The organism is Paenibacillus sp. VTT E-133280 (assembly GCF_002264385.1).
GTDB classification, from domain to species: Bacteria; Bacillota; Bacilli; order Paenibacillales; family Paenibacillaceae; genus Paenibacillus_AQ; species Paenibacillus_AQ nitricinens.
Genome location: NZ_NFUX01000005.1, coordinates 1 through 24177, shown reverse-complemented (window position 1 = coordinate 24177; position 24177 = coordinate 1). Strand labels below are relative to the sequence as shown.

Genomic DNA, 24177 nt, shown 5'->3' with positions numbered 1-24177 from the left:
TAAGAATCTATGTCTATTGAGACTTCTATAGATGAAGATTTTTTATAAAGTATTCATTTATTAATTTCAAAGGGAGGAAGTGTTTGGATGATACGATCAAAATGGATGCAAAAAGCTTTGTCGATGATTACGGCAACTTCGTTGGTATTCCCTGGTCTGTTCGGCTTGGCGCCTTCATCTGAAGTGTCAGCTGCGGGAGGGGGCGAATCTTTTGACTCTGTTGTACTAGAATTGACACAAGCGGCAGGTCAGGCGGGCAGGGTGAATCTTACCTATAAAGGTTCGCCTTTAAGCAGTCTGGTGAAAGGACCGGTTATTGACGAGGTTAATTACGATTCCAGTAATACAAATCTTTTAACAGTTAATAATCAGGGGAACATTACTTTAGCTAGCGGTTATACCTTTGCGTCACAAGGCGCTCCGGGCATCCCGGTGACAATCACGGCCGCGGCGAGTTATTACCATGACTCCGATGTGTTGTTCATGGAGGACTTCGAGAACAACAATGGTCCGATGACATCAACGGGCAAATTAGGCTCGTCATACACGCTGTCCGATGCTCAGTCCCGTTCTGGATTGAAAGCGATTACACCTTCGAATGATACGAATAATGAAAATGTAGCCCAAGACGTGGCATTGCCGGCAGGCAGCAATTACAAGATGACGGCATGGTATTTTGACCCGTATCCTGATGAGGAGAAGACAGCGACGGATAGAACTCAATTTGCTATTGTAGATGGCAAAAATGCCACCTTTGCCGGGACATTCTATCAAAGCTCAGAGGCTGATGTTATTCATAACCCGACTAGATATACTTGGGCATATGCACCATCATCAGCGGGTACAGCAGGCAACCGTTGGAAAGATAGCGGGGCTTTACGTTCCACAGGCTGGCATAAATTCGAGTGGCTCATTACACCGAATGGTGCGACTTTACAAATAGACGGAACATTAATATCCGATTCAGCGCAAAGTAATATTTACAAAGCTATGAAGAGCGGTACAACCATTCAGCCTAAAATAGCTGGAGGATGGAACAACCAGTCAGGCAACAAAGCTTATATTAAAAATAAACATCTAATCGACGATTTTTATGTTGTTAAAGATGTGGCTACAGCAACAGAAACCAGAACATTAACATTGAATTTGGTACCACCCGGTGGATTGCCAAATTTAGAAATAATCACTCAGCCAAAAGCGGCAAAAGTGAAACAAGGTGAGACAGCAACATTTAGCGTTGCGGCATCAGCCGCTGCTTCAGCCTATCAGTGGTATGTATCTAATGACGAGACTGGCTTGAACGGGACAAAAGTCAGCGGAGCTGTTAAGGCGCTATTAACGCTTCCCAATGTGGACTCAGCTTCACAACAAGGCAATTTCTATTATTGCGAAGTGTCCTCGGCAGAGGGAGTTATGGTGAAATCCAATGCTGTACCGTTATTGATAACCACCAATACACAGGTGAATGCGCCAATTAACCCGATGCTTGACTCAGATACGGGCATTTATAGTGGTGCTTCCAATTACGGAGATACCCTTGTAACACTGTTCAAAGACGGTGGACCTGTTGGTTATTATTTATCGAAAAATGGGGGACCCGACCAGCCTAACAATCATGAAAGGCATCATGTTCTGCCCTATGCTAGGGCACTGGGAGTGGGCAACTACACTGTTACAGCCATTGTCATTAATAATGTGGGAGACATCAGTGAAGAAGTTGCAGCATCCGGAATATTAAAGATCGAGAAATTACCTGTACCGGTAAATGTCAGATGGAACGGCACATACGCTACATGGGACCGTGTCGCTAACGCAGCTGCCTATTCGGTTCAACTCTTCAGGAATGGAGTGGGTAATGGAAGCCCGATTGCAGCAACAACCAGTGATGTGGCTTTGTCCCCGACTTTAAATGATACATTTAAAGTAACAGCAAACGGCAACGCAACATCACGATTCTTAGACTCTGCTGAATCAGGGGAGAGCACCCGATATTCAGCTAACATTGCGTTAATTCGCCAGAACGATACTCTGCGTGCAGGAGATAAAACGCGGTTAATCGTTGACACTGCTGATGTGTTCGTTGCTGATAACATCAGCTTCAGCCCAGCGGATCAAGACAAGGATAAGATTGAAGTGGATGATGCCGGATTCGTGACGGTTAAGAAAGGTTATGTTCCGACAGGGAACGAAGAGGTCACTGTTCAAGTGAGCGTTGATTACTTCAATAAGGCTGAAACTATGTTTTACGATGGGTTTGAAGGGGAGAAGAAATTTTCAAATGGTGCGAACGGATATGTTCACAGCGATGTGATGTCCCGTACCGGAGGAAAGGCCGCGACATCAAGCGGCGCCGGTCAGGTGGCTACTGTTCCAGGTACCTATAATTACGCCCCTGCAACCGGTAAGACAACAATCGTTACTGCTTGGTACTATGATGATGGCAGAGCGGGTTCCAATGACCATGCTGTCTTTGGCTTAACCCCATCGTCCAATGAACATATCGCCATCAATTATGGCAATGGAGATGGTGATTGGGCGGAAAATCTGACCCATTACGCAGTCAGACCCGGTTCATCCGGAAGATTCTATCCTGTAGATGTCAAGCGAAGCGAAGGCTGGCATAAATTCCAATGGTTCGTTACATCAACGGGAACGACCTATAAAATCGATGGACAAGACCTTCAAAGGCAATCAACAGATGGTGGCAATTTTGATACCCAAGTTAAGAATAATATTTCCAAGATCGATGCATTGCAGCTTGCTACAAACTGGGGCAACAAGGCTGGAACGGTTAAGGATATACAGAACAAACATTTTATCGATGACGTATATGTTATCGATAGTGGAAAAACAGCCCAAACCGGGACAGCTTCTATTACGCTAAAGCTGTTGCCTAAAGAGTATAGTCACTTGGAAGACAGCACATATGTTATGGGTCTGGATGACTATAATATCACCGTAAATCCTGATTTGGCGGATCTAGCTGGAGTGGAAATCGGCACTGTAACTTTACTCCGGGATGTGGATTATACGGTTAGCGGTAATGTATTGAAGATTAACAAAGAATCATTCGCAAGAAATAATATCGTACCGGGAAAATATACGGTTAGACTTAATCTGCATCCTGCCGAAATCACATTCGAGTTGAACATTGTACCCCTTGAAGTCCGTGATTATTATTTCTCCAATAACGGTGACGATCAGGAAGATGGACTCACTCCGGCTACGGCTTGGAAATCAATCTCCAAGATTAATGAATATGTATTTATGCCGGGTTCAACCATTTATCTGGATGCGAATAGCGTATGGAATGAACAAATCAGACTGCGTGGCAATGGTGAGGAAGGAAATCCGATTACGCTTACAAAATATAATACGACCGATCCTAACCAACGACCGATCATTAATGGTGGTGGAACAGCGTCGAGCCCATCAGGGATTTCCTTAAACGGTACCATTGAGTTATATGACGTTAACTATTGGGTAGTCAGTGGAATTGAAGTCACGAACATCGGCAATGCAGCAGGTGACGGCCGTTCCGGTATCGCTGTAATGTCGCGGATTTCCAAGCTGAGTCAAGGTCAGTTTAATATTCAAGAGTATGCTGATGCTCGTATGCAAGGAATCGTTATTCGAGATAACTATGTTCATGATGTTAATGGGCTGCACCAAGCAAATGGAGCAAATAAGGTGTCCGGCGGCATCATTATTAATGGTTATGTAGATATATTGGTTGAAGGCAACAAAACCCTTCGCTGCGATAATGAAGGTATTCGCAATAATGCCTATGGACCAAGCAATCCAGGGACCAATAACACAGGTATTACTTGGAGTAACTCAAGCTATCCTTGGGCATCAAAAGCTGTGTTTAGAAACAACTGGGTTTCAAGTTCGGTTGGAGATGGTATTGTCATGTCCGGGGGAAACAACTCCCTTGTGGAAAGAAATGTGGTCACAGACAACGGTTACAGCTATCTAAGCGATAAGAGCGGCAACCTGGTTACGAACTGGGGACCAAATAATACAAACCCAACATATCTAGGTTCGCAAAACTATGCGGCCGCGTGGATTATGGCAAGTAAAGGTACGATCTTCCGCTATAATGAAGCTGTCGATAACCCTTATCATGCTAGCAATGACGGTATGGCTTGGGACATAGACAACTATTGTCAGGACAATGTATATGAATACAATTACAGCCGAAATAACTATGGCGGTTGGTATTTACAGATGAATGCTGCCAAGGGCAATATCGTTCGGTATAACATTAGCGTGAATGATGGTCGCAGCCCGGATTTTAACAAGAGCTTTAATAGTCTTATATTACTAGCGGGGGGTTCTTCAACGAGCGAGGAATTAAGCGGCTTATACTATAACAATGTTATCGTCACGCCATTAAAGAATAGCAGTTCGTTAGTGTTTGACCCGACAGCCTCCAACTTGAACATTTATTTCCAGAATAATATTTTTGCCTACACTGGGGAAAACAACCATGTTGGTCTGAAAGGCGGAGGAACATCAGCTCCATTTGCAGCCGGACGGTTTACGAACAACATTGTGTATCCGGCTAATCTTTTTGGTAGCATGAACGCAGGCGGGGGCGGGTATCTAGGTGCAGGCGTAACTGCAACAGACAACCGCTATGTAACAGATGAGGAACTACATTCTATATTAAATGATTATAAATCTACACCGGAACATTGGATTACTAACAGTGGAACAGTTGATGCCAAGCTTGATTATAGTGCGATGAACGGGTTCCGTCTTGCTGACGGTAATAACCTGGCCTTTGGTACAGGTGCCGAAATTGTGAGCCCATATGTGGATCGCGCGAATGCTCTACCTCATATGACGGAGAGAACAGACTTCTTCGGCAACCCACTTAGCGGCAGAACACCTTCCATCGGTGCACACAACCCTTATGCGGTGACTTTTGATTCTAATGGTGGCAGCGATGTTGCAATGAAGTTCGCTGATCTGGGCGGGACAATTACCGAGCCAACAGCGCCGACAAAAGAAAAAACGGTTTTCGACGGTTGGTATCAAGATGCAGGATTAAACGATGCCTGGGATTTCGTTGCTGATCCTGTTACATGGAATATTGAATTATATGCGAAATGGGCTGAAGGCGCAGGTACGGCGCCAACGATTACGACGAATTCGCTTGCGGATGGCAAAGTTGGACAACCGTATTTGGCAGTCTTTACCACTGATGGCGATAAACCGATCAAATGGGCCATTGTAGAGGGTCAATTGCCATCAGGATTAAGCTTGGATGAAGATGCAGGAATTCTATCTGGTACACCCGATCAATGGGGTCAATTTACGTTCAAAGTTCAAGCTAATAATGAAGCAGGCAGTGACACGAAACGGTTCAATATCGTGATCACTAAAGACGTCTACGGTGACACAGCTCCGGAAATTATAACTAAGAACTTGCCAAGCGGCAAAGTAGGACAACCGTATACGGCAACATTAGCGGTATATGGCAGCCAACCGATGACTTGGAAGATCCAGGGAGGAGCTTTGCCAGCAGATTTTAACCTAGATGAAACAACCGGCGTAATCTTGGGTACACCTCAAGAGGCAGGATATTACGAATTTAATGTTGCAGCAACGAATGACTTTGGTAAAGATGAGCGGGTATTAAGCATCGAGATTAAAGAGGATAAGCCAGTAGATACAGCTCCAGAGATTATCACTAAGAATCTGCCAAACGGCAAAGCTGGACAACCCTATACGGTAACATTAGCGGTATACGGCGACGAACCGGTTACTTGGACAGTGAGTGATAATTATTTACCTGTTGGGTTGAATTTAGAAGAAGCTACGGGTGTGATATCAGGGGTGCCTACTGAAGCGGGAACGTACAAATTTTCTGTTACGGCTTCCAATCATGCTGGCAGGGATACGACAGAGTTAACTATCGTAATTACTGCCAATGACAACGGCGGTAATAACAATGGCGAAAGTTCAGGTGGCCCAAGCAGTACGCCGACGCCTTCGCCAGAACCATCAGTAGCGGATCGTATGGATGCTACAATCAAAGAGCAGCTGAAGAAGGGCGATTCCATAGAATTGACGTTGTCAGCCGGAATAGACGAGCTTGAGATTCATAGCGATACGATCGGTGCAATTATTAAAGCTGACAAACCACTAATCGTTACGAATGACACCGTTTCGGTTGAATTATCACCTGAATTGTTGAAGCAATTGAATACAGGCAAGAAAATGAAGATTGTCATTAAACCTGTAGATGAAGGAGACTTAGTAATAGGGCGGGGTTATGAGTTGAAGATCTTCGCGGATGACCGGGAAATAAAGGAGTATAAAGGGCTTATACCCGTAACCTTCGATCTGACAAAAGAGAAGTTGTTGAATAACGATATCAGCATGTTATGCGGTGTCATTCTTCGGTTAGACGGTAGCATGGAACGTTTAGGCGGTAACTATGACCATAAGACAGGTAAATTTACCTTCACAGCAAAAGGGCTAGGCTATATCTTCGTTACAACGAAGCCTGAACCTGTGATATTGGAATTTACGCTAGGTAAGACAGGGTATAAATTAAACGGAAACGAAATGAGTATGGACGTTGCGTCGATGGTCGTTAAAGGAAGAACGTTAGTACCACTACGCTTCGTAGCCGAGAGCTTAGGAGCAAAAGTAGGCTGGGATAACATTACGAAAACCGTACTGATTACCTTGGAAGGAAAGACTTTGTCGATTGCGATCGGTGAACTTGCACCAGGAATGGATGTAGCTGCTGAAATTGTAAACGGACGTACTATGCTCCCATTACGCTTCATTGCTGAGTATTTTGGTGCAGATGTATTCTTCGATAATACTACAAAATCCATTCGTATCATGAAATAGTATTCGCTAACAAAATTTATTTTCATAGCTATTAAAAAAGTCCTGATGATAACTTTATCAGGACTTTTTTTTGCAATTTCGAGGATTTATAGCATTCAAGCTACTATTTTTAAGTAACTCATTTCGATAAATCACATATACCGTTTTTTTGAAATCGATTGTCAGATACTTTACAAAGAGATATGACATAAATCATAAAAAAGACACATCTTTTTGACGAGTATAGCTACATTGAGCTATAGGCAGTTATCTTCCTTTTATTTACACTTAAAGCGTATTCATAGAGGAGCGCTCACGATACTGAAACTAGTGTGCACAAAACGTCTCTAGCAATAGAAATCTCGCGATATAGTGGGGGGTACAATCAATCCAATATTTTGAAGGAATTAAGCTTTCATTCATTATTAGGTGAGTCAGTAGCAATTCTAAGCGAAAATAGCGCAGGTAAAACAACTTTTTCGTGCACTTCTTCAACTGGTTCGCAGAGAAACGGGAGGCTGAATCGGTATGAACCATTTATGATGAAACTGATGCAAGCTTCGGAGGTATCTAAGGATCGTAAAAAAAGGGGGCAGTGGTTATAGCCAAGAGAAACTATCATTCAGGCATTCTGAGAATTCTGGTCACGATATTAGCTACTCTCTTCTTTATCACACCAACCTATTGTAATGCAACTAATACGAATCCGGAAGCGATTCCACTGCAGCCGATTATTGATGCGGCTCGCAGCGGAGATTCAATTTCCCTCGCTCCGGGAACTTACCTGGGACCGGTTCGCATTGACAAAAGGCTGACCATCAGTGGAGAGGGAAGAGCAACATTAGTAAACTCTTCTCCAGACGCTAAGATTGCTGTCCTTATTCTCTCTGAAGGCGTACAGTTGGAAAATCTGAATATTCAACAAGACAACGACGAGGATGCGGCAGCGGTTCAGGTGGAAGCAGATAGGTTTATATTGAGGAATTTGACGATCCATACTGCGGGATTTGGAATTGTATTACGTGAGGCTGACGGTGGCATTATTGCAAATAATAAAATCCGCTGGTTTATTCCAAAAGGGACTGCTCCGGGAACAAGGGGCAATGGGATTGACCTATATAACTCTCACGGAACAAACATAAGTGAGAATGAAATCTCTTACTTGCGGGATGGCATCTATCTGGAGAACAGTCGCAATACGGTAGTTGACCAGAACAAGCTTTCGTATTTACGCTATGGTGTTCATTGTATGTATATCAATGGCTCTTCGGTCACCAACAACATTGGGGAATACAATGTGACGGGAGCAATGATAATGGGAGTGAAAGATGTTCTGGTTTCAGGCAATTCTTTTCGCAAGCAGAGACAGAATGTCCATTCCCAAGGGATTTTGCTATATGATGTGCATACCTCAAAAATTGTGAACAACGTGGTGGAAGGAAATCGTGTGGGGATCTATATGCAGCAGTCTTCAGACAACAACCTCCAGAATAACCTTGTGCTGCGGAACTATATTGGAATTCAGTTTGAAGAAGCAGAAGGTAATCGTTTTCAACGCAATGGTTTTGTTGCTAATGTCATTGAGGCACAAGCGACAGGAAGCAGGAATAATGAGATGAACAGTAATTTTTGGGATTCATTCGAGGGTCTTGATCTTACTGGGGATGGCATGAGCGATCTTTCTTATGCAATTAATCCCTTTTACCAGCAATTAATCTCCAAAACTGCTGCTTATCAGATTTTTTTCCAATCACCAGGCATGACATTTTTAAGCGATATGTATACAGACGGTAAAGCACAGTGGTCTACTGACTCGACTCCGCTAATGCAATTGGAGATAGGTGCGGCCGCTGAAGGGCAGACAAGTGGAGGCCAAGGATCAGTAATGATAGTAGGTTGGCTGCTTATGTTTTTTTCAGTGATTTTAATAATATACTTGGGGGTATTACGATTATGAAAAAATGGAATGTAGGTTTAATATTGGTCCTGAGTTTGTTAGTCTTGTCAGCTTGTGGAGTCAAGAAGTACAAACCTTTGGCTATAAATGAAGCGGTAGATATTTGTGTGATTTGCAACATGCAGGTTAAGGATGATGCTTATGCCACTCAATTGACGACCAAAGATGGTAAAAATTATAAGTTTGATGATATTGGTTGTATGAACGAATGGAAGGAAAAGAACGGGACCAAGGACATTGGAATGGACTATGTCAGGGATTACAACGACAAAGAGTGGATTGAATTTAGCAAAGCGAGCTATGTCTATGATGAGTCTCTGCGTACACCTATGGCCTATGGTGTAATTAGCTTTAAGGATAGCACTGCTGCTGAAGATTTTGTAAAGGAGCAAGGGGTAGGTACAGTACTGACTGCCGGAGATTTGGCATCCCATGAATGGAAACAAAATACGGATAATATGAATATGGATATGCATGGTGAAGAAGGTCATATGGACGACCATATGTCTGAGGATCAGGATGGTATGCATAATGACCAAGAGACGGGCATGTAATTATGGCTGACATGCTGCAAGTGGCCCGTAGAGAAATTAAAATGGGATTTCGCAATCCTTGGGCTTATTCTTTTTTGGGCCTATTCTGTACATTTAGTTTAGGCCTTTTGCTAATTAATTCACAAAATGTGGTCGAAGGGTATACAGCTGTCACGGGTTCCATGTTAAGTCTTATTGTTTATCTTTTGCCTCTAATGACCTTGTTTTTAGGTTCCTTCTCTTTAACTTCGGAAAAGGAGGAGGGTAGCTGGCAACTGCTGGCAACTTACCCAATTGGAACGTTCTCTTTTATTCTGGGCAAGTATATGGGACTGGCCTCTGTGCTGCTCATCATTGTGGCTTTTGGTTATGGGTTGATGGGGATGATGTCTGGATTGATGGGCATGGCCTTCAATTCCAGTACGTACTTTCTTTTTCTGGCTTTTTCAGCCGGTCTGGTTATATTATTCTTGACGATTGCCTTATTGATTGGTTCATTGTCCGGTAACCGCTGGCAAGCCCTGACGGTGTCCGTCGCAGTATGGTTCTTCTTGGTCATTGGCTGGCCGACTTTTCTGATAGCTGGTTTAGGTTTACTACCTTATCTCTGGATAAAGCCTCTGCTCGTGGCACTCACCATTCTGAATCCTGCGGAGCTAGTACGTTTATTCGTTGTGATAAAGCTAGGTGGAGGCTCAGTACTGGGACCTGAGTACTACCAGTGGGTAGAGTGGATTAGAGGATCTAACGGTACTTTGTTGTTTGTGGGAGTATGCCTGATTTGGATACTAACCTCGATTCTATTCGTTTATTGGATTTGGGAAAGGGGGCGTTCCCGTGGATAATTTATTTGTAAATGTGAAGGGAATCTCTAAGATTATAAAAAAGAAAACATTAGTAGAGGAAATCAGTTTTCAAATTCCTCGTGGAAGTATATTAGCGCTATGTGGCGGAAACGGGGCAGGAAAAAGCACAGTTCTGCGGATGATTGCAGGTATTCTTCAGCCAACAGCAGGTGAAATTTCCGTAAATGGTCTTCGCTGGAGTGATTCACGCAAACAATTCTCGACGCAGATCGGATATATGCCTGATGATTATCAGTTTACACATGGTCTGTCTGCTGCAGAGATTCTAACTTTTTGGGCAGCGCTTCGTAAAGTTCCTAAAAGGAAAGCAAGAGTCGAAGAAATACTCGTCTTAGTAGGACTAGAGGACAAACGTAATCTTCTGGTAAACACTTTCTCCAAAGGAATGCGTCAGCGTATCTTGTTCGGTCAAGCGTTGATAGCCAAACCGCCATTGTTGATTATGGATGAGCCTACCAACGGTCTCGACCCTTTCTGGATGAATAAATTCGTTAATCTGCTACAAGGCATAAAGGCAGAAGGATATACGGTGGTGTTCTCAACTCATCAACTGGAAATAGCAGATAAGGTAGCCGATCAAATTGTTTTTCTCAACCATGGAAAATGTGTTGGTTCAGGTCCGACTGAAGGTTTTCAATCAGAATTCGGTTCTTTATACGCAGCCTTTAATCATAGTCTGGGTCTGAGATGAGGATAAACCGAATCATTGCCTTGCTAGTCGTTGTCGGGGCTATTTGGGCCGTCGTATGGGCATTTATAGATAATGAAAACAAGGTTCCATCTGAAAGGATTCAAGTGGGGGCTGCCGCTCCTGACTTTGAAGCTACTACACTTACCGGCGAAAAAATTACCTTGAAGGATTACAAGGGGAAAAGAGTGCTGCTTAATTTCTGGGCCTCATGGTGCAAGCCTTGCATGCAGGAAATGCCTCTGCTGAATGATATTCACATGTCTTCGGGGGATCAGGTTGAAACGTTGTTTATTAATGTTGGAGAATCTAAAGGGACGGTATCAGAATATCTGAAAGGACACCAGTTTTCGTTTCCTGTCACTATTGATGTTACCGGGAAAATCTCTATAGCCTTTGGAATTACTGCGCTTCCTTCAACCTTCATAATTAATGAAGATGGAGAGATCGCAAAGATTAGGCTGGGCGAAATCGAAGATTACACGTTGCTGCAGCAATGGCTGGAGGATGCGAAAAACATAAAATGAGGAGGTTGCTCCAAAGATATAAAAGATGGCTGTTGAAGCTATCTTTTTTATTATGGCTTTAGCCAGTTAAGTGCGTGAAGCGCGGGAAATCCGGTGAAGCCATCTTTTAATGACATCAATAGTAGCTTTGCAAAGAATCAAATCATCGAGTTATCGATCCTTTTGATTGAGAATTATTATCACTTGTTGTATATTAAGAACGATACATATAATTGAGTATGGAGGATATATAATGCAAATCTATTGGACTAAAATAAATAAGATTATTGAAGAAACACCTGAAGTTAAAACGTACCTGCTAGACTGTCCGAAAGACTTTACATGGGAAGAAGGTTCCCACACCCACTTCGCACTGGAAGGTTTTAATGCCGGAGATAAACCAAATCGTGGCCTGATTCGCCATATGTCAATCTCTACTTTACCACACGAAAAATCAATCGGTATCACAACACGAATCAAAGAGCAGTGCTCTGAGTTTAAAACGATTTTAAGAACTCTTAAAGTCGGCAATGAAGTTGCAATATTCAAAACTCATTCGAATCTACCGCTTAAAAGAGAAGATAAAAATGTTTACCTGCTGTCATCAGGTGTCGGACTGGCAACTTTCAGACCTCTTGTTCTTGATTATTTCGAACATGCTGACAATGTCAATCAAATTCATTCCCTGAACATAGATTCATCAAAAAATTTCTTATTCACTAATATTTTCGAATCCATTCCTGATAAGAAGTTCACATCACAGTTCGTCGATAATCGTAAAGACTACTATGAAGAAGTGAAAAATCTTGCTACAGACAAGGATGGACTTTTCTATGTTGTCGGTAGTGACGAATTCCTCGTTCAGAACATTGAAGTACTGCGTGAGCAGGGCATCAAGCCAGATCAGATTATGCTCGACAAGCGTGAACAACAACTACCTGAGTTTTTATCATTTGATTTGTAATTTTAAGTAAGTGTTTCGATCAGATGACTATGAAAATAGTCTTATTGGAAATGGGAATATTACAACTTCAATTGATTCAACTTACACATTCAATGATATTAATAAAAAGAATAAATTAATAACTCAGTGCTGACCTTTCTAATGAAGGTCAGTTTTTTTAGTAAAGATAAATTTCCGATTACTTGTTATTACTGTCAGAGGACAAAAACTCGCATCCTTAGCCGATTTGTTCGGGATCGGCAGACTGTTAAACTCCCATGAAAATTAACTTTGCAATCACAGTAAAAGACAACAGTAAATAGTACGCAACACATTTCACGATGAACCGAATTACAATATGTAGTCGCGGTTCTTATTTTAAATAAACAGACATTCGAAAAATCGTAGAGAGAAGAACTTTATTTAAGTTGATTAATGAAATAATCATAAGATGTAAAACCACAGTTTTTTATGCCACGCAATAGCTGTATATGGAAGTAAAGACCGACATATAGACTGTAGAAGGAGCTGGATGAAGTTACGAACTAACTAACTATTACTGTCAGGAGACAAGAACATAGTCCTATAAGAACCGAGCCCCGAGCGGTTTTTGTATTTAAGGGATCAAGTTCTTGTCCTTTACTCCAGACAAGAACTTGATCCCTTAGCCGTTAATGGACAGGAACATGGCCCTATTACCGATTTGATATTCATCAAATAAGTTTGGAATTAATTAACTATTTTCTCAAGGACAAGTATATAGTCGCATTGACGATTAAATGAATATCTAATGAAAGGTTAAATACTTAACGTTGGGGCAACTTTTACTCCTTGGTTTCTTTGTCCTTGCCGCCAATATTAAATCCTAACTTTCCATTATATTTGCCTACCTGTCCGGCAACTCCTAAGCCTGCTCCTTGACCGCCGCCGAGTTGTGCCTTGGCCTTGGCGCCGAGACCATTTTCGCCACCAAGCTGCAAATGGGTTTGCAGTCCCGCGCCTTGAGTGAACCCCAAGTGTCCTTCTGTATCAGCACTCATACCGTACTCTCCTCCGACCTGCGCCCCCGTATGAAAACCTGCCTCTTGACCGCCACCTATTTGGGTTTTTGCCTGAGCCGCAATCCCGTACTTGCTTAAGGCCTGGGCTTCGGCATTGAGCCCTAGACCCTGGCTGCTGTCCAGATGAGTATTGCCTTGCGCATGGATTCCATATGAAGGAGTGCCCATATGGCCGCCCGCATACATACCCATGCTACCTAAGGCTAAATTCCCGCCAGCGTTTAAACCAATGCCGTGTTTACCGCCTACTTCTCCTCCGGTATTTAGCTTAATCCCCTGACCTTTGCATACATTTTCGTTCATATAACCTTTTAAAAGTTCTTTTTTGTTGTTTTCGCTGTCTGAGGGTTGATCTGCCAGACTGCTTTCTGAACGGAAGAGATGGTAGTAATGAGAGTAAGGGAAAGGATCGTAACGGGTAAAGTAAGGGTGTACGGATGGATTAGCCTGGCTGTTTGGATATTCGTTCCCAAAGGTCATCTGGGATACCTCCATTATTCTATTTATTACAATAGCCTATTCATGGATGAGTTGAAGTGATACCCTTCCTAAGTAAACCGTTTGAATTCAAGGTTCGCAGCCGATGCACAAAGAGCCAGGCGAAGTATCACTATTTTTAACGGGGAAATCTACAATTACCGTGAGCTGCGTGAATCGGTGCCGGCGGCGTGGCCAGCTGCTGTGCACAGCACACCTGGTTGCTTCGGACACATAGGTGGGTGGAACGACCGAAGTCAGTGGCCCATCTCGTTAATTTTGCAAGAAAACATGGTTATTGATCAAGTCATTTATATGGGTGGATTTTAAATGGCGGAAAAAGTGGGGGAATCGGCAAAGGGAAACCAGATGGTGCGATGGGAGTCGGTGGCTGCTCGCCGGCCGCAGCCGGGGAAAGGGTCACCTACCTCTTTGGCCTGAGCGGCTGCGGTATCAGACGTTCCGGACGACGGCGGTAGTCGCAGCATCGGTGAATTCCCATCCGGTTGCTTCAGCCACCAGGGTAACACGTACCGGGAGTAAAGGAAGAAAGTCGGGCGTAGCCGGTGCGAGGTAACAGGGAAGGGCGGTGTGTGGCGACCGCCGCCAAAGGGGCCGGCCAGATGGTCCTTTTCTTTATCATCGGCTATCCGCGGGGACTTGGTGGTCGTTACCAGACGTTTCATACGACGACGGCTGCCGCCCGGATGAAGCAGAAGGCCTTATAACTAGTTGGCAAGCTCATCATCTTGTGCCGGAAAGTGCAAAAGCAGCAGAAGAAGCAAGAAGATTATTAAAAGATGAGTTTAAGATTGATATAAACTCAGTTGCAAACGGTCTTTGGTCACCCAAACAAAAAGGTGAGGTTTTCATTGAAAATGTTGATTGGGATGGAGTCACCACTGTACAATTGGCTACTCATAATGGAAGACATACAAATACCTATAGTCAATATGTGACTGATAAATTACAAGAAGCGTTCGATAGATATGGTCCAGATGGATTAAACTATAATCAGGTGGCACTGACAAATGAGGGAGTTAAAGTTTTGCATGAAATAAGAAAAGATTTAATAGAAGGAAGGATAGCGCTTGGTAGAGTGAAATAATATAAGGAGGTGCAACAATGAAAGTATGGCGATGGGGGTTTGAAGCGGATAAATACGAGACTTTTTCTTTCCCGAACCCAGAAGATTCAAAGAAATATTTAAGAAGTAGATTTAATACTGAACCACTTGGTGAAGAATGGCAGAATGTCCATGTTGAAATCACTGGTTCCCGTAAAGTCGGTGATTGTACTGGTGTAAACAGTAACATACCGATATTCAGTGAACAAGCTGTTCAAGTGCTAGCACCTTATTTAACATCTAATGTGGAGCTTTTACCCTTACAGCACCCGACAAAGAGTTTCTATGCCGTCAACGTAACTCGTCTTATTGATGGACTCGATTACGAAAAGTCCATTATAGAGTACATTGAGGAACACCCGAACGTTATAAAAAATGTTAGTAGTTTCGCTTTCAAAAAAGATATCATTCAGGATTATCCAATTTTTAAAATCCCTGAATATAAGCGTCTTCGTGTATTTGTAACAGATACTTTCAAATCGGCCGTTGAAGCGAGTAAATTGAAAGGTTTCACATTTGAGTTATTGTGGGACTCTGAAGCAAACCTGAATACAGAAGCAGATCTAGAGCGCCAATATCAGGAGATGCTCGCGGCTGTAGAGCGTAACAAGGGTACTGAATTTTCATTTCAGGAGGCTGAACGTCGGATACTAGATGGAGAAGGCTGCGCAAGCGGTAAGTGGCGCCTACAGCATGCTCCCGATGGGACAGTCCGACTAGGAAATCTGCAATGGGATGGTACCTATAACTGGATACAACCCATTTTTCATCCTCCGATTTTGCTCGACCTGATGTGGCATAAGGTAAATATCCTGCCGATCGATTAGTTAGCTATTTTAAATAAGCGGGCTGTCTTTAGAAAAAACTTACTGAAGCAGTCCGCTTTTCATTACGACATTTAGTTGAAACTATTTTGTATCAATTTCTATGCGTAGAAAATAAAAGAGAACAAATTCATATTTAGTACCTTAAGTGACTGTTTTCTTTCGTATTACTAATTAATCATTTCAAAGCTAATCTGATTTCATGGAATGAGCAAGATAAACATTTGGATAGACGGTGAAATAGCATTGGTCCAATATGTTTATGATAATCATAAATCAACCTTAGAATATCTTCTAACAAAGAGAAAAGATTGGAATAATGAAAAGCTGCGGGAAATAGACTGGATATTAATGGAAGATACAAAAGAGCCGGATCTGATCGATTATGCTATAAAGTACAGTAAGTTAGAATCGACTGAAGAGGTCGATAAATGTATCCATCTAATTGAAGAGAAAATCGTTTAATTACAAGCCTGAGTCATTTGATTGGGATTGGGATGATAATGATGACTGAGAAGTGGGGTCAGATTAATTTTTCGTTAGTCGAGGTTAATGTTATCCATGCTGACACATTCCTAATAGCCGCTTAAATGCCTTCTTACCATAAATAACATACCTTATTAATGGTAAAGGAATGTGGAATGAAGGATATTTTGATGGAATTAATAACAATGTAGGTAACTTTGTGTCATTGGACAACTGTCGGATGACAAGAATGTGTTCCGCATAGAACCCGCATTAATTGCGGGTTTTTCTTTTTTACGGTACATATTCTTGTCAAAAGCTAATGACAAGAATATGTACCGAATGCCGAAATAGGCCAAGAATATGTACCGTTAACCGATAATTAATATATTCAAAACCAAACCACCGGAAAGACGTCAAAAAAGCATGATATTACTGTAAGAGGGAGTAAGAATTTCTGGGCCGGACTAACAGGCAGGATTGTTCAACAATTTCACGAATAACCTTTAGGATAGACTTTTTACGAAGTTCGTAAAAAGGACGTTATACGCAATTGCACAAACACCTGAAACCATTTCCAAACACAATCGCAGCATATTGTAAATAAATTTCAATTAGGTGAAGCATGAAAGTTTTTGATTACTTAAGAGGCTCAACCTAAAAATTAGCGGTTGATATTTTCATCCTAATAAGCGTAGCCGATTGCATTCGATTAAAATACCAGCTTTGTAACATCGACGATTGCGCGTGAAATAATGTCGACGCTGATATGCTTTGATGCGATTATGTCTTCCTTCCAACGTCGCATTCGTCCAGCGGCAGCTATGGTAGTTCACAATTTCCTCTTCCCAATTTCGCATCGTTTTCAAGGCGCTTTGCATCGCTTCGTGCTCAAGGGCTTCCCCCTGCTGACACCAACGAGTAAACCCAAGCTGGGCCACATGGTGATTTGGCGAATAATCATACCAGTGAGAAACGCCTCTTTCCATTCCCATACCTCACGCAGCAGCGGCGAGAATGCCAGCAGTTGATCTAACTGAGTTCTGCTCTTTTCGGGTAAGGAATCTGCAGGCGGATTCAGCAGGCGATGATGACTTTTCAAGATGACTTTGGCCCGGGGGAAAAGGGTAGACTGAACTGATTTCCGGACCGCCTGGACACTTTCAATGACGCAACCGTGAACGTGGAACCGATCGGCAATTCGGAGCGCCCCCGGAAAACATTCGCTGAGCCAAGTGTGATACGTTTGAGCCAGATCCATAACAACTGCCTTGGGATTTAGGTTCAAAAAATCGGGATGTTGCTGGGCATACGCACGTAACGCATCCAGCTTTCGCCCAGCCAGCAGGTCTAGCATGGTTTCGCCTCGAAGATCGTGAATGCCAGTATTGTAGGTGTATCCTTTTTTGATCGCAAAGTCGTCGATGCCGAGCACCAGTTCTGGCGTGTCTTTGGCTTGACGCCAAGCCTGCTCAAGTAGACGCTCATTCTCTGCGGGCAAGGCCTCTTGATGCATGCGCTGAACCGTGCTGGCAGGTAGATCTTGCATTCTCGCCTATGCGCTGCCGTGGAGCCCAGTGCCTGGTTTACAGTCTGTGAGCGGAAAAAGACGGCTGTATTGTTCCTTGGGACCCACCCATGCATACGACCAAACAAACCCAATCTTGCACCGCGAGCAGGCTAAGCGCAGCGAGGGAATATGCAAAAAGCACTTTTTACCAAAGATGCTGACATGACGAATCTTGCGCGACTTATTGCGGCCATCTCGCTTCACCGCTTGTTCGGAGTGGCAGATTGGGCAGGGCTGTTTGTGTGCCACCGGTGAGGCTTCCAAATGCACTTCCGTTGCATTGTGGGAGAGAACGTTATGCAGTTGTAGCTCTGGTAATCCGAGCATTTCGTTAATATACTGGAGTGGCATCTGTCATTTCCTTTTCTTGTTGTTTGGTAGGACTTACAACAATACAGGATTTGCAGATGTTTTTCCATTTCTATCCTCGTTTTTTTTCCGCACTCAATTTTCAACCGCTAATTTTGGGTTTGAGCCTATATATGACTCAAATATGTAGCTATGTTACAACCGGAATATGTGAAAAGAGAAAATGTGAAGTGAATTTATTTTTAAATGATTTTATTAATAGAGTTTACAATACTGATTTACGAGATATTGGTTTCGAATGCTTAGATATTTCAGGAGCAGATGGAAAAAGGCCTGAAATTTCTTTCGTTTTTGGTGGACAAAAAACAGTAATAGAGGCTAAGACATTAGTTAATCCAGAAATAAATATAACAATATCCTTTACTGGTAGCGTCAAGAAGTTTGTGTAAAAGAGTAGAAGTAACTCTACGAGTGTGTTTTAGGTATGCAGGTGTTTCTGGGGCGGGGGAACCCCGCCCCCAGAAACAGGACGAGCGGAAGCTACTCTCCTTCCCGTGTTGGTATTGTTGGATAGCGGGCTTCGAACAGCTCATTCAGCTTCTTTTTCACCGCATCCACACCAAATCCTGGGACTACACGTTCTGCAAAGCGTTCATTGTAATCCGTCGCTTCCAAGTACACGATTTTCTCCGCCGCGTCCATATTGGTCAGACTATTCATTGGTTTGAGTCGCTTACGGATTTCCTTATTCATTCGCTCGATCGGATTCGACGTGTAGATGGCTTTGCGGATCTCCGCCGGGTACTTGTAGAACGTCAGTAAGGTTGACAACTGTTCTTCCCATGAGGCCATTTCTTTCGGGTACAGCTTGCCCCACCGGGCTTTGACCGTATCGAATGCGGCCCGGGCTAACTCTTCATCAGGTGCGGTATACACGGTCTTAAGGGCTTCAATGACATCGGTTTTGTGTTCCACCCGGATTTTAGGAAATGTCGCTCGCACTTTGTGAACCACACAGTGCTGCACATCGGCTTGAGGATACGTTTCTTTAAATGCAGCGTCGAGTCCCGGCAGGCCGTCAAACACCCCCAGCAGGACTTCCTGTGCACCACGGGTGTAGAGGTCTTTTAGGACTTCCCGCCAGCCCATTGGAGCTCTCTTGACCGCCGACGTAAAACCCGAGGATTTGACGATGTCCCTCTTCAATGCCCATGGCAAAATAGATGACTTCACCGTCGACGGTGCCTCGTTTGAGCTTCACATAGAGACCGTCCAGGTAAATCACGGAGTAGCGTTGGGCGAGCTGACGCGCCTGCCAGTTCTGAATGTCCTCCAGCACCGTTGCGGTAATGTTGCTCACGGTCGTTGCGGAATAATGGCTGCCGAACATACTTTCAATGAAACGGGCCACGTCTCGTGTGCCCATGCCGCTTTTGTACATTTGGATCACCGCCTCTTCCAGCCAGCCGTCTCTGCGTTGATACGGTTCAAACATTTGTGTCTGGTAGTATCCTTTACGGTCTCTAGGCACCTCTAGATCCTCCAAATGACCGTATTTGGTGTGCAGACTCCGTTTGTAATATCCATTGCGGCTGTTACGCTCACCCGCTTGCTCATTCTCCATGAAGTGCTGAATTTCCGTTCTCATGATAGATTCCAAGTTGTCTTTGACAAACGTAGTGACAAGATTTTCAAATAGATTATTCATGAGATTTTCGGGTACAATAGTCATCGAGTAGGGTTCCTTTCTTGGTGGTTTCGCAATCCCGAGAATACCCTACTTTTTTGTTGCCTGCTAGGCTCCAAATCTTGGTACACAACTTACTTTACGCCATCCCTTTACTGAAAAAATTGCTGAATTGATAGAGAACTTTAGGGGCAAAAATAAAGAGATACGCAAAAAGATTAACCGAAAAAATCCGAGATAATGGGTGTTAAACTGACTTTTGATGGAACAATATTAAGCTTATCAGCTATTTTAGGTAATAAATACAATGACTTAGAGAAGGAAGATCTAACCTCTAGAATATTTATGCAGTATACAATGAAGCTAAATATATGAGAAAAGGAAATGCAGAGTTCGGAAGTATAACTTTGGATGTTTCCAAATACATGAAGCTTAAGTTTAATAATCTGAATAAAGTGAAAAGAAATCTATATAAAAGACCTGAAATTAGTGATTTAGATGATATATATACTAATGGAGCTGAATTTTTAGAACATTCTATTAAAACTGAAGAGTATATTAAATCTGGTGAAAAGAAGTTAAATATTTCTCTTCAACTTACAGACTCAATTAGTGAAACCTTGGTTCCTTGTAGTGTACTAAGCTCTACGTTTTTATCCTCAACAAGCCACATTAAAGATACGATTAGATCAGCTGATAAAAAGCTGGGAACATACAATAACGAATATAAGAAAATTCTTATTTTTAACAACAATTTTTATAGACTGATGACGGGAATAAATGACGGATATGAAGAGTTAATTCGTGAGATACGCAATAATGTTAAAGAAAGTATTATAGATGAGGTATGGATTGAATACACAGAAGTGTTCACTGAACTTGATTATTCTGATTACATTGAAGCAGTTTCGGAAGACAGAAAAGGATATGAACGAATATTACGAAAAGTGAAAAATTAGTTCACTGAAAAAGCTTCTTTTAAGAAGCTCAGGCTGTCGAGAAAGTCTCGACAGCCTTCTTTATGCCCTAATTATTTAAGACGACACCGCGTTAATGTTGTATAATATAGGTAACTATTTATAGAACGGATGGTGTGTTGAATGTTACGTTCCAACCGAGAAAGACAACAATCCTACGAATTTGTTTCCATAGAAGATTTGGTCCCCGAAGACCACTTGCTTCGAAAGGTGGATAAATATATCGATTTTTCTTTTATTGATGAAATGGTTCGACCGCTATACTGCGCCGATAACGGACGCCCAGCTATAGATCCAGTTATTTTATTTAAGATGATTTTTCTTGGATACTTTTACGGTATTCGTTCCGAACGTCAATTGGAGCGAGAAATCCAAACCAACTTGGCCTATCGTTGGTTTTTGGGTCTAGGGCTTAGCGACAAGGTTCCTGACCATACAACGATTAGCTGGAACCGGCGGACCCGGTTTAAAGATACAACGATTTTTCAGGATATTTTCGATGAGATTGTTCTCCAAGGTATTTCGCACCGAATGATTGGCGGACGTGTTCTCGTGACCGATTCGACCCATGTGAAAGCCAATGCGAATAAACATCACTATACCAAACAACAAGTACTACAAAATACCAAAGATTACATTGACGAACTCAATACCGCCGTGGCTGATGACCGGAAAGAACATGGAAAAAAGCCCTAAAACCCAGAGAGGAAGTGAACGAAGAGAAAGAAATTAAAGTGAGCACAACTGATCCAGACAGTGGATATATGATTCGTGATGGCAAACCAGAAAGCTTCTTTTATTTGGACCACCGTACGGTCGATACCAAGTACAACCTCATTACCGATGTGCACGTAACGCCCGGAAATGTCCATGATTCCGTGCCCTATTTGTCGCGTTTAGGTCGCCAGCAAGATCGTTTTGGGTTTGCAGTTGAGGCTGTTGCACTCGATTCAGGATATTTGACTACACCGATTTGTCGGGGGCTACAAAGACGAAAGATTTTTGCCGTGATTGCTCACCGGAGGTTTCACCCCAAGCAAGGCTTGTTTCCAAAGTGGAAGTTTACCTTTGATCCCGAACGTAATCTATATGTTTGTCCAGCGAGTCACGAATTGAAATACAGAACCACAGACCGCAAAGGTTACCGACAGTATGCTTCCAATCCGGAGTATTGCAAGAGTTGCCCGTTGCTGGGTCAATGTACACAGTCCCGAAATCATCGAAAGGTGGTAACCCGGCACGTTTGGGAGGACAGTAAAGATTGGGTTCGGAACAACAGGCTCAGCAAGTCTGGCAAACAGCTGTACCGCAAACGAAAAGAAACGATTGAGCGAAGCTTCGCGGATGCTAAAGAGCTCCATGGGTTTCGCTATTGCCGTTTGCGCGGACTCCGGAACGTCAGGGAACAAGCACTGATGACGGCAGCCGTGCAGAACATGAAGAAGATGGCGATCCACCTGGATAGCCTGGAAAAGTAGGGGTAATCCCCCTACTTTCCCGATTTTACAGCCACCTAAACATGAAAAGAAACCCAAGATATTAAAATAACCTGGGTTTCTCGACACTCTGAGCTTCTTTTAAGAAGCTTTTTCTTTTCCTAAAAATTAACTTACATTTTTTCTACACAAAATTTATATATAATAAGGGAAATTGGAACGGAGCAGGTGAACATATTGTCTATACATCAAGTTTTAATTGCAGATAGTGAATGGAATATGAGAAAATCGCTTCGGTTTTATCTGGAGAAACAAGGGTTTTATGTAAAAGAAGCGACTACAGGAACAGAAGCACTGGAAATGTTAAAGAAGTACTCATTTGATATTATATTATTGGATATTATTTTGCCTGATATGGACGGATGGCAAGTCTGTAAGGTAGTCAAGGAAACCGTTTTTGTACCTATGCTGATATTAACGGAACAGGGAGATACTAAGGACAAGATTCGCGGGCTTAGGATTGGAGCTGACGATTACCTAACCAAGAATATTGAACCTGAAGAGTTATTAGCCCGCATATACTCCATTCTCCGGAGGGTAGCAATTACAAAATCCATGTTTGAAAAAGAAAGATCCCTTGAATTCCCTGGGTTAATAATATATCCAAAAAAGAGGGAGATTTATATTGATGGGATCTTGGAGGGGTTTTCTCAAAAGGATTTTGATTTGATTGTTACTCTTGCTCAAAGAAGAGAAAAAACTTTTACCAGAGAGGAATTGGTGGATAGTGTATGGGGATATGATTTCGAAGGAGAAAATCGTGTAGTTGATACCCATATAAAGAAAATTCGCCAAAAATTCCAAAACGCTGGGCTTAAATATAGTCCAATTCAGACGGTTCGGAGTATAGGGTATAGATTTTTTAAACAGGATTGAACAATTTATATAATTCAATATTACCTATAAGGACACCATGAGATTTTAGTGCTTGGTTATATGTTGATTGTTGTAGCTTTGACGTTAACTGGTAATCAGAATTAAATCATTTTAAGATGGTGAGCTGATGTTTTCTATTTATTCAAAACAAGTTGCAGAATTGTTAAGTGCGCTGGGGATATGGTCATTTCTGATAAGCATTGGAATTAGTATTTTTATAAGTATCATCGGAGTAATTCCTTCAGTTTTTATGACCACCGTAAATGTTTTGATTTTCGGATTCTACCCTGGTTTTTTGCTCTCGTGGATTGGTGAGGTCTTAGGTGCAGGGGTATCCTACAATTTATATCGATTAGGTGTTCAAAGAGTGAACAAGCTTAGAAGGGTAAATTATCTGTGGTTAAATAATCTTAACAATATGACTCCACTAAGGCAGTTTTTCATCTTGTTGTTGGCTAGGCTCATACCCTACGTACCATCCTCCATTGTAACATTGGTAGCCACCACATCCAGTATGACTTTCTTGAACTATATGTTGGCAACTGCTGTAGGCAAGCTTCCCTCCATTTGGTTAGAAACCTTACTTGCTTATGGATATGTAAAAGTAGAAAATAAATCAATGAAAATAATAATTACAATAATGTCACTACTTTCTCTATATATTATTATCCATACAAGTAAGATGAAAAATGGTAAGTTGAATGAAATTCACGAAAATGATCACTAATCCTAGAAATTTATGCATTGTACTATAAAATTGTGTGGTATTTGTGTTGTTTGAAAATAAAAATAGAAAATTTTATATCGGATTGACACAGTGAATATAAATACAATACTATAGCAATAGTTACAAAAAATTAATTAATTATTGCCGAATTTCGTATTGAAAACGGGGGAACCATTCTTGGGTGAATTATTCTTGAAAGCAAAGGAATATAGGGAACCTTTAACCGAACCCTCA

General features: G+C 42.3%; 18 protein-coding genes, 2 pseudogenes and 1 riboswitch. Of the genes and pseudogenes, 17 read left to right on the top strand and 3 right to left on the bottom strand.

Annotated elements, in window-relative coordinates; all coding sequences use genetic code 11:
• Positions 1-87: 87 nt before the first annotated feature.
• The 7 genes from CA600_RS03485 (at position 88) to CA600_RS03455 (ending at position 12369) form a co-directional block, all read left to right on the top strand.
• Positions 88-6876, top strand: a complete 6789-nt coding sequence (locus CA600_RS03485) for a stalk domain-containing protein (RefSeq protein WP_094868940.1) — start codon at positions 88-90, stop codon at positions 6874-6876.
• Positions 6877-7450: 574 nt separating this feature from the next.
• Positions 7451-8812, top strand: a complete 1362-nt coding sequence (locus CA600_RS03480; RefSeq protein WP_256989709.1) for a right-handed parallel beta-helix repeat-containing protein — start codon at positions 7451-7453, stop codon at positions 8810-8812.
• The gene (locus CA600_RS03475; RefSeq protein WP_094868939.1) at positions 8809-9366 is read left to right on the top strand and encodes a nitrous oxide reductase accessory protein NosL; all 558 of its coding nucleotides are present in this window, start codon (positions 8809-8811) and stop codon (positions 9364-9366) included. The genes CA600_RS03480 and CA600_RS03475 overlap by 4 nt, the downstream gene beginning before the upstream one ends.
• 2 nt (positions 9367-9368) lie before the next feature.
• Positions 9369-10190 (top strand): ABC transporter permease, encoded by an 822-nt coding sequence (locus CA600_RS03470; RefSeq protein ID WP_094868938.1) that lies wholly within the window; start codon positions 9369-9371, stop codon positions 10188-10190.
• The gene (locus tag CA600_RS03465; protein WP_094868937.1) at positions 10183-10902 is read left to right on the top strand and encodes an ABC transporter ATP-binding protein; all 720 of its coding nucleotides are present in this window, start codon (positions 10183-10185) and stop codon (positions 10900-10902) included. Before CA600_RS03470 ends, CA600_RS03465 begins: the two co-directional genes overlap by 8 nt.
• Positions 10899-11426 (top strand): redoxin domain-containing protein, encoded by a 528-nt coding sequence (locus CA600_RS03460; RefSeq protein ID WP_094868936.1) that lies wholly within the window; start codon positions 10899-10901, stop codon positions 11424-11426. The genes CA600_RS03465 and CA600_RS03460 overlap by 4 nt, the downstream gene beginning before the upstream one ends.
• 232 nt (positions 11427-11658) lie before the next feature.
• The gene (locus CA600_RS03455) at positions 11659-12369 is read left to right on the top strand and encodes a dihydropteridine reductase (RefSeq protein WP_094868935.1); all 711 of its coding nucleotides are present in this window, start codon (positions 11659-11661) and stop codon (positions 12367-12369) included.
• 803 nt (positions 12370-13172) lie between these two features.
• Here CA600_RS03455 and CA600_RS03450 read toward each other — a convergent pair.
• Positions 13173-13889, bottom strand: a complete 717-nt coding sequence (locus CA600_RS03450; protein ID WP_094868934.1) for a hypothetical protein — start codon at positions 13887-13889, stop codon at positions 13173-13175.
• Between the two features lie 295 nt (positions 13890-14184).
• Between CA600_RS03450 and CA600_RS30800 the strand changes: the two genes are divergently transcribed.
• The 5 genes from CA600_RS30800 (at position 14185) to CA600_RS31105 (ending at position 16301) form a co-directional block, all read left to right on the top strand.
• Entirely contained in the window at positions 14185-14463 is a 279-nt protein-coding gene (locus tag CA600_RS30800) for a hypothetical protein (protein ID WP_179281515.1), read from the top strand.
• A gap of 16 nt (positions 14464-14479) precedes the next feature.
• Positions 14480-14614 carry a hypothetical protein gene (locus tag CA600_RS31685; RefSeq protein ID WP_256989720.1) on the top strand — a complete coding sequence of 45 codons (135 nt, stop codon included), beginning with the start codon at positions 14480-14482 and terminating at the stop codon, positions 14612-14614.
• Positions 14611-14994, top strand: coding sequence for an AHH domain-containing protein (locus tag CA600_RS03445; protein ID WP_256989716.1), 384 nt, complete (start codon positions 14611-14613; stop codon positions 14992-14994). Before CA600_RS31685 ends, CA600_RS03445 begins: the two co-directional genes overlap by 4 nt.
• Positions 14995-15011: 17 nt before the next feature.
• Entirely contained in the window at positions 15012-15839 is an 828-nt protein-coding gene (locus tag CA600_RS03440) for an imm11 family protein (protein ID WP_094868932.1), read from the top strand.
• A 243-nt stretch (positions 15840-16082) separates the two neighbouring features.
• Complete coding sequence (locus tag CA600_RS31105) at positions 16083-16301, top strand: hypothetical protein (RefSeq protein ID WP_094868931.1); 219 nt, start codon at positions 16083-16085, stop codon at positions 16299-16301.
• A gap of 680 nt (positions 16302-16981) precedes the next feature.
• Here CA600_RS31105 and CA600_RS03430 read toward each other — a convergent pair.
• Positions 16982-18222 (bottom strand): annotated as a pseudogene (locus tag CA600_RS03430) (ISL3 family transposase).
• Positions 18223-18410: 188 nt separating this feature from the next.
• Here CA600_RS03430 and CA600_RS31100 point away from each other — a divergent pair.
• Positions 18411-18629: a hypothetical protein gene (locus CA600_RS31100; RefSeq protein ID WP_094868930.1), complete on the top strand. Its 219-nt coding sequence runs from the start codon at positions 18411-18413 to the stop codon at positions 18627-18629.
• A gap of 91 nt (positions 18630-18720) precedes the next feature.
• Here CA600_RS31100 and CA600_RS03420 read toward each other — a convergent pair.
• Positions 18721-19912 (bottom strand): annotated as a pseudogene (locus CA600_RS03420) (IS256 family transposase).
• A 326-nt stretch (positions 19913-20238) separates the two neighbouring features.
• Here CA600_RS03420 and CA600_RS03415 point away from each other — a divergent pair.
• The 4 genes from CA600_RS03415 (at position 20239) to CA600_RS03400 (ending at position 23943) form a co-directional block, all read left to right on the top strand.
• A complete protein-coding gene (locus CA600_RS03415) occupies positions 20239-20826 on the top strand; it encodes a hypothetical protein (protein ID WP_094868929.1) in 588 nt (195 codons plus the stop codon).
• Between the two features lie 141 nt (positions 20827-20967).
• A protein-coding gene (locus CA600_RS03410; protein ID WP_256989708.1) for an IS1182 family transposase occupies positions 20968-22322 on the top strand; the annotation gives its coding sequence in 2 pieces (ribosomal slippage) (positions 20968-21538 and positions 21538-22322; 1356 coding nt in all).
• A gap of 195 nt (positions 22323-22517) precedes the next feature.
• Entirely contained in the window at positions 22518-23216 is a 699-nt protein-coding gene (locus CA600_RS03405) for a response regulator transcription factor (RefSeq protein ID WP_373455871.1), read from the top strand.
• Between the two features lie 127 nt (positions 23217-23343).
• A complete protein-coding gene (locus CA600_RS03400) occupies positions 23344-23943 on the top strand; it encodes a TVP38/TMEM64 family protein (RefSeq protein ID WP_094868928.1) in 600 nt (199 codons plus the stop codon).
• A 132-nt stretch (positions 23944-24075) separates the two neighbouring features.
• A riboswitch (cyclic di-AMP (ydaO/yuaA leader) is annotated at positions 24076-24177 on the top strand. This riboswitch is flagged as partial in the annotation.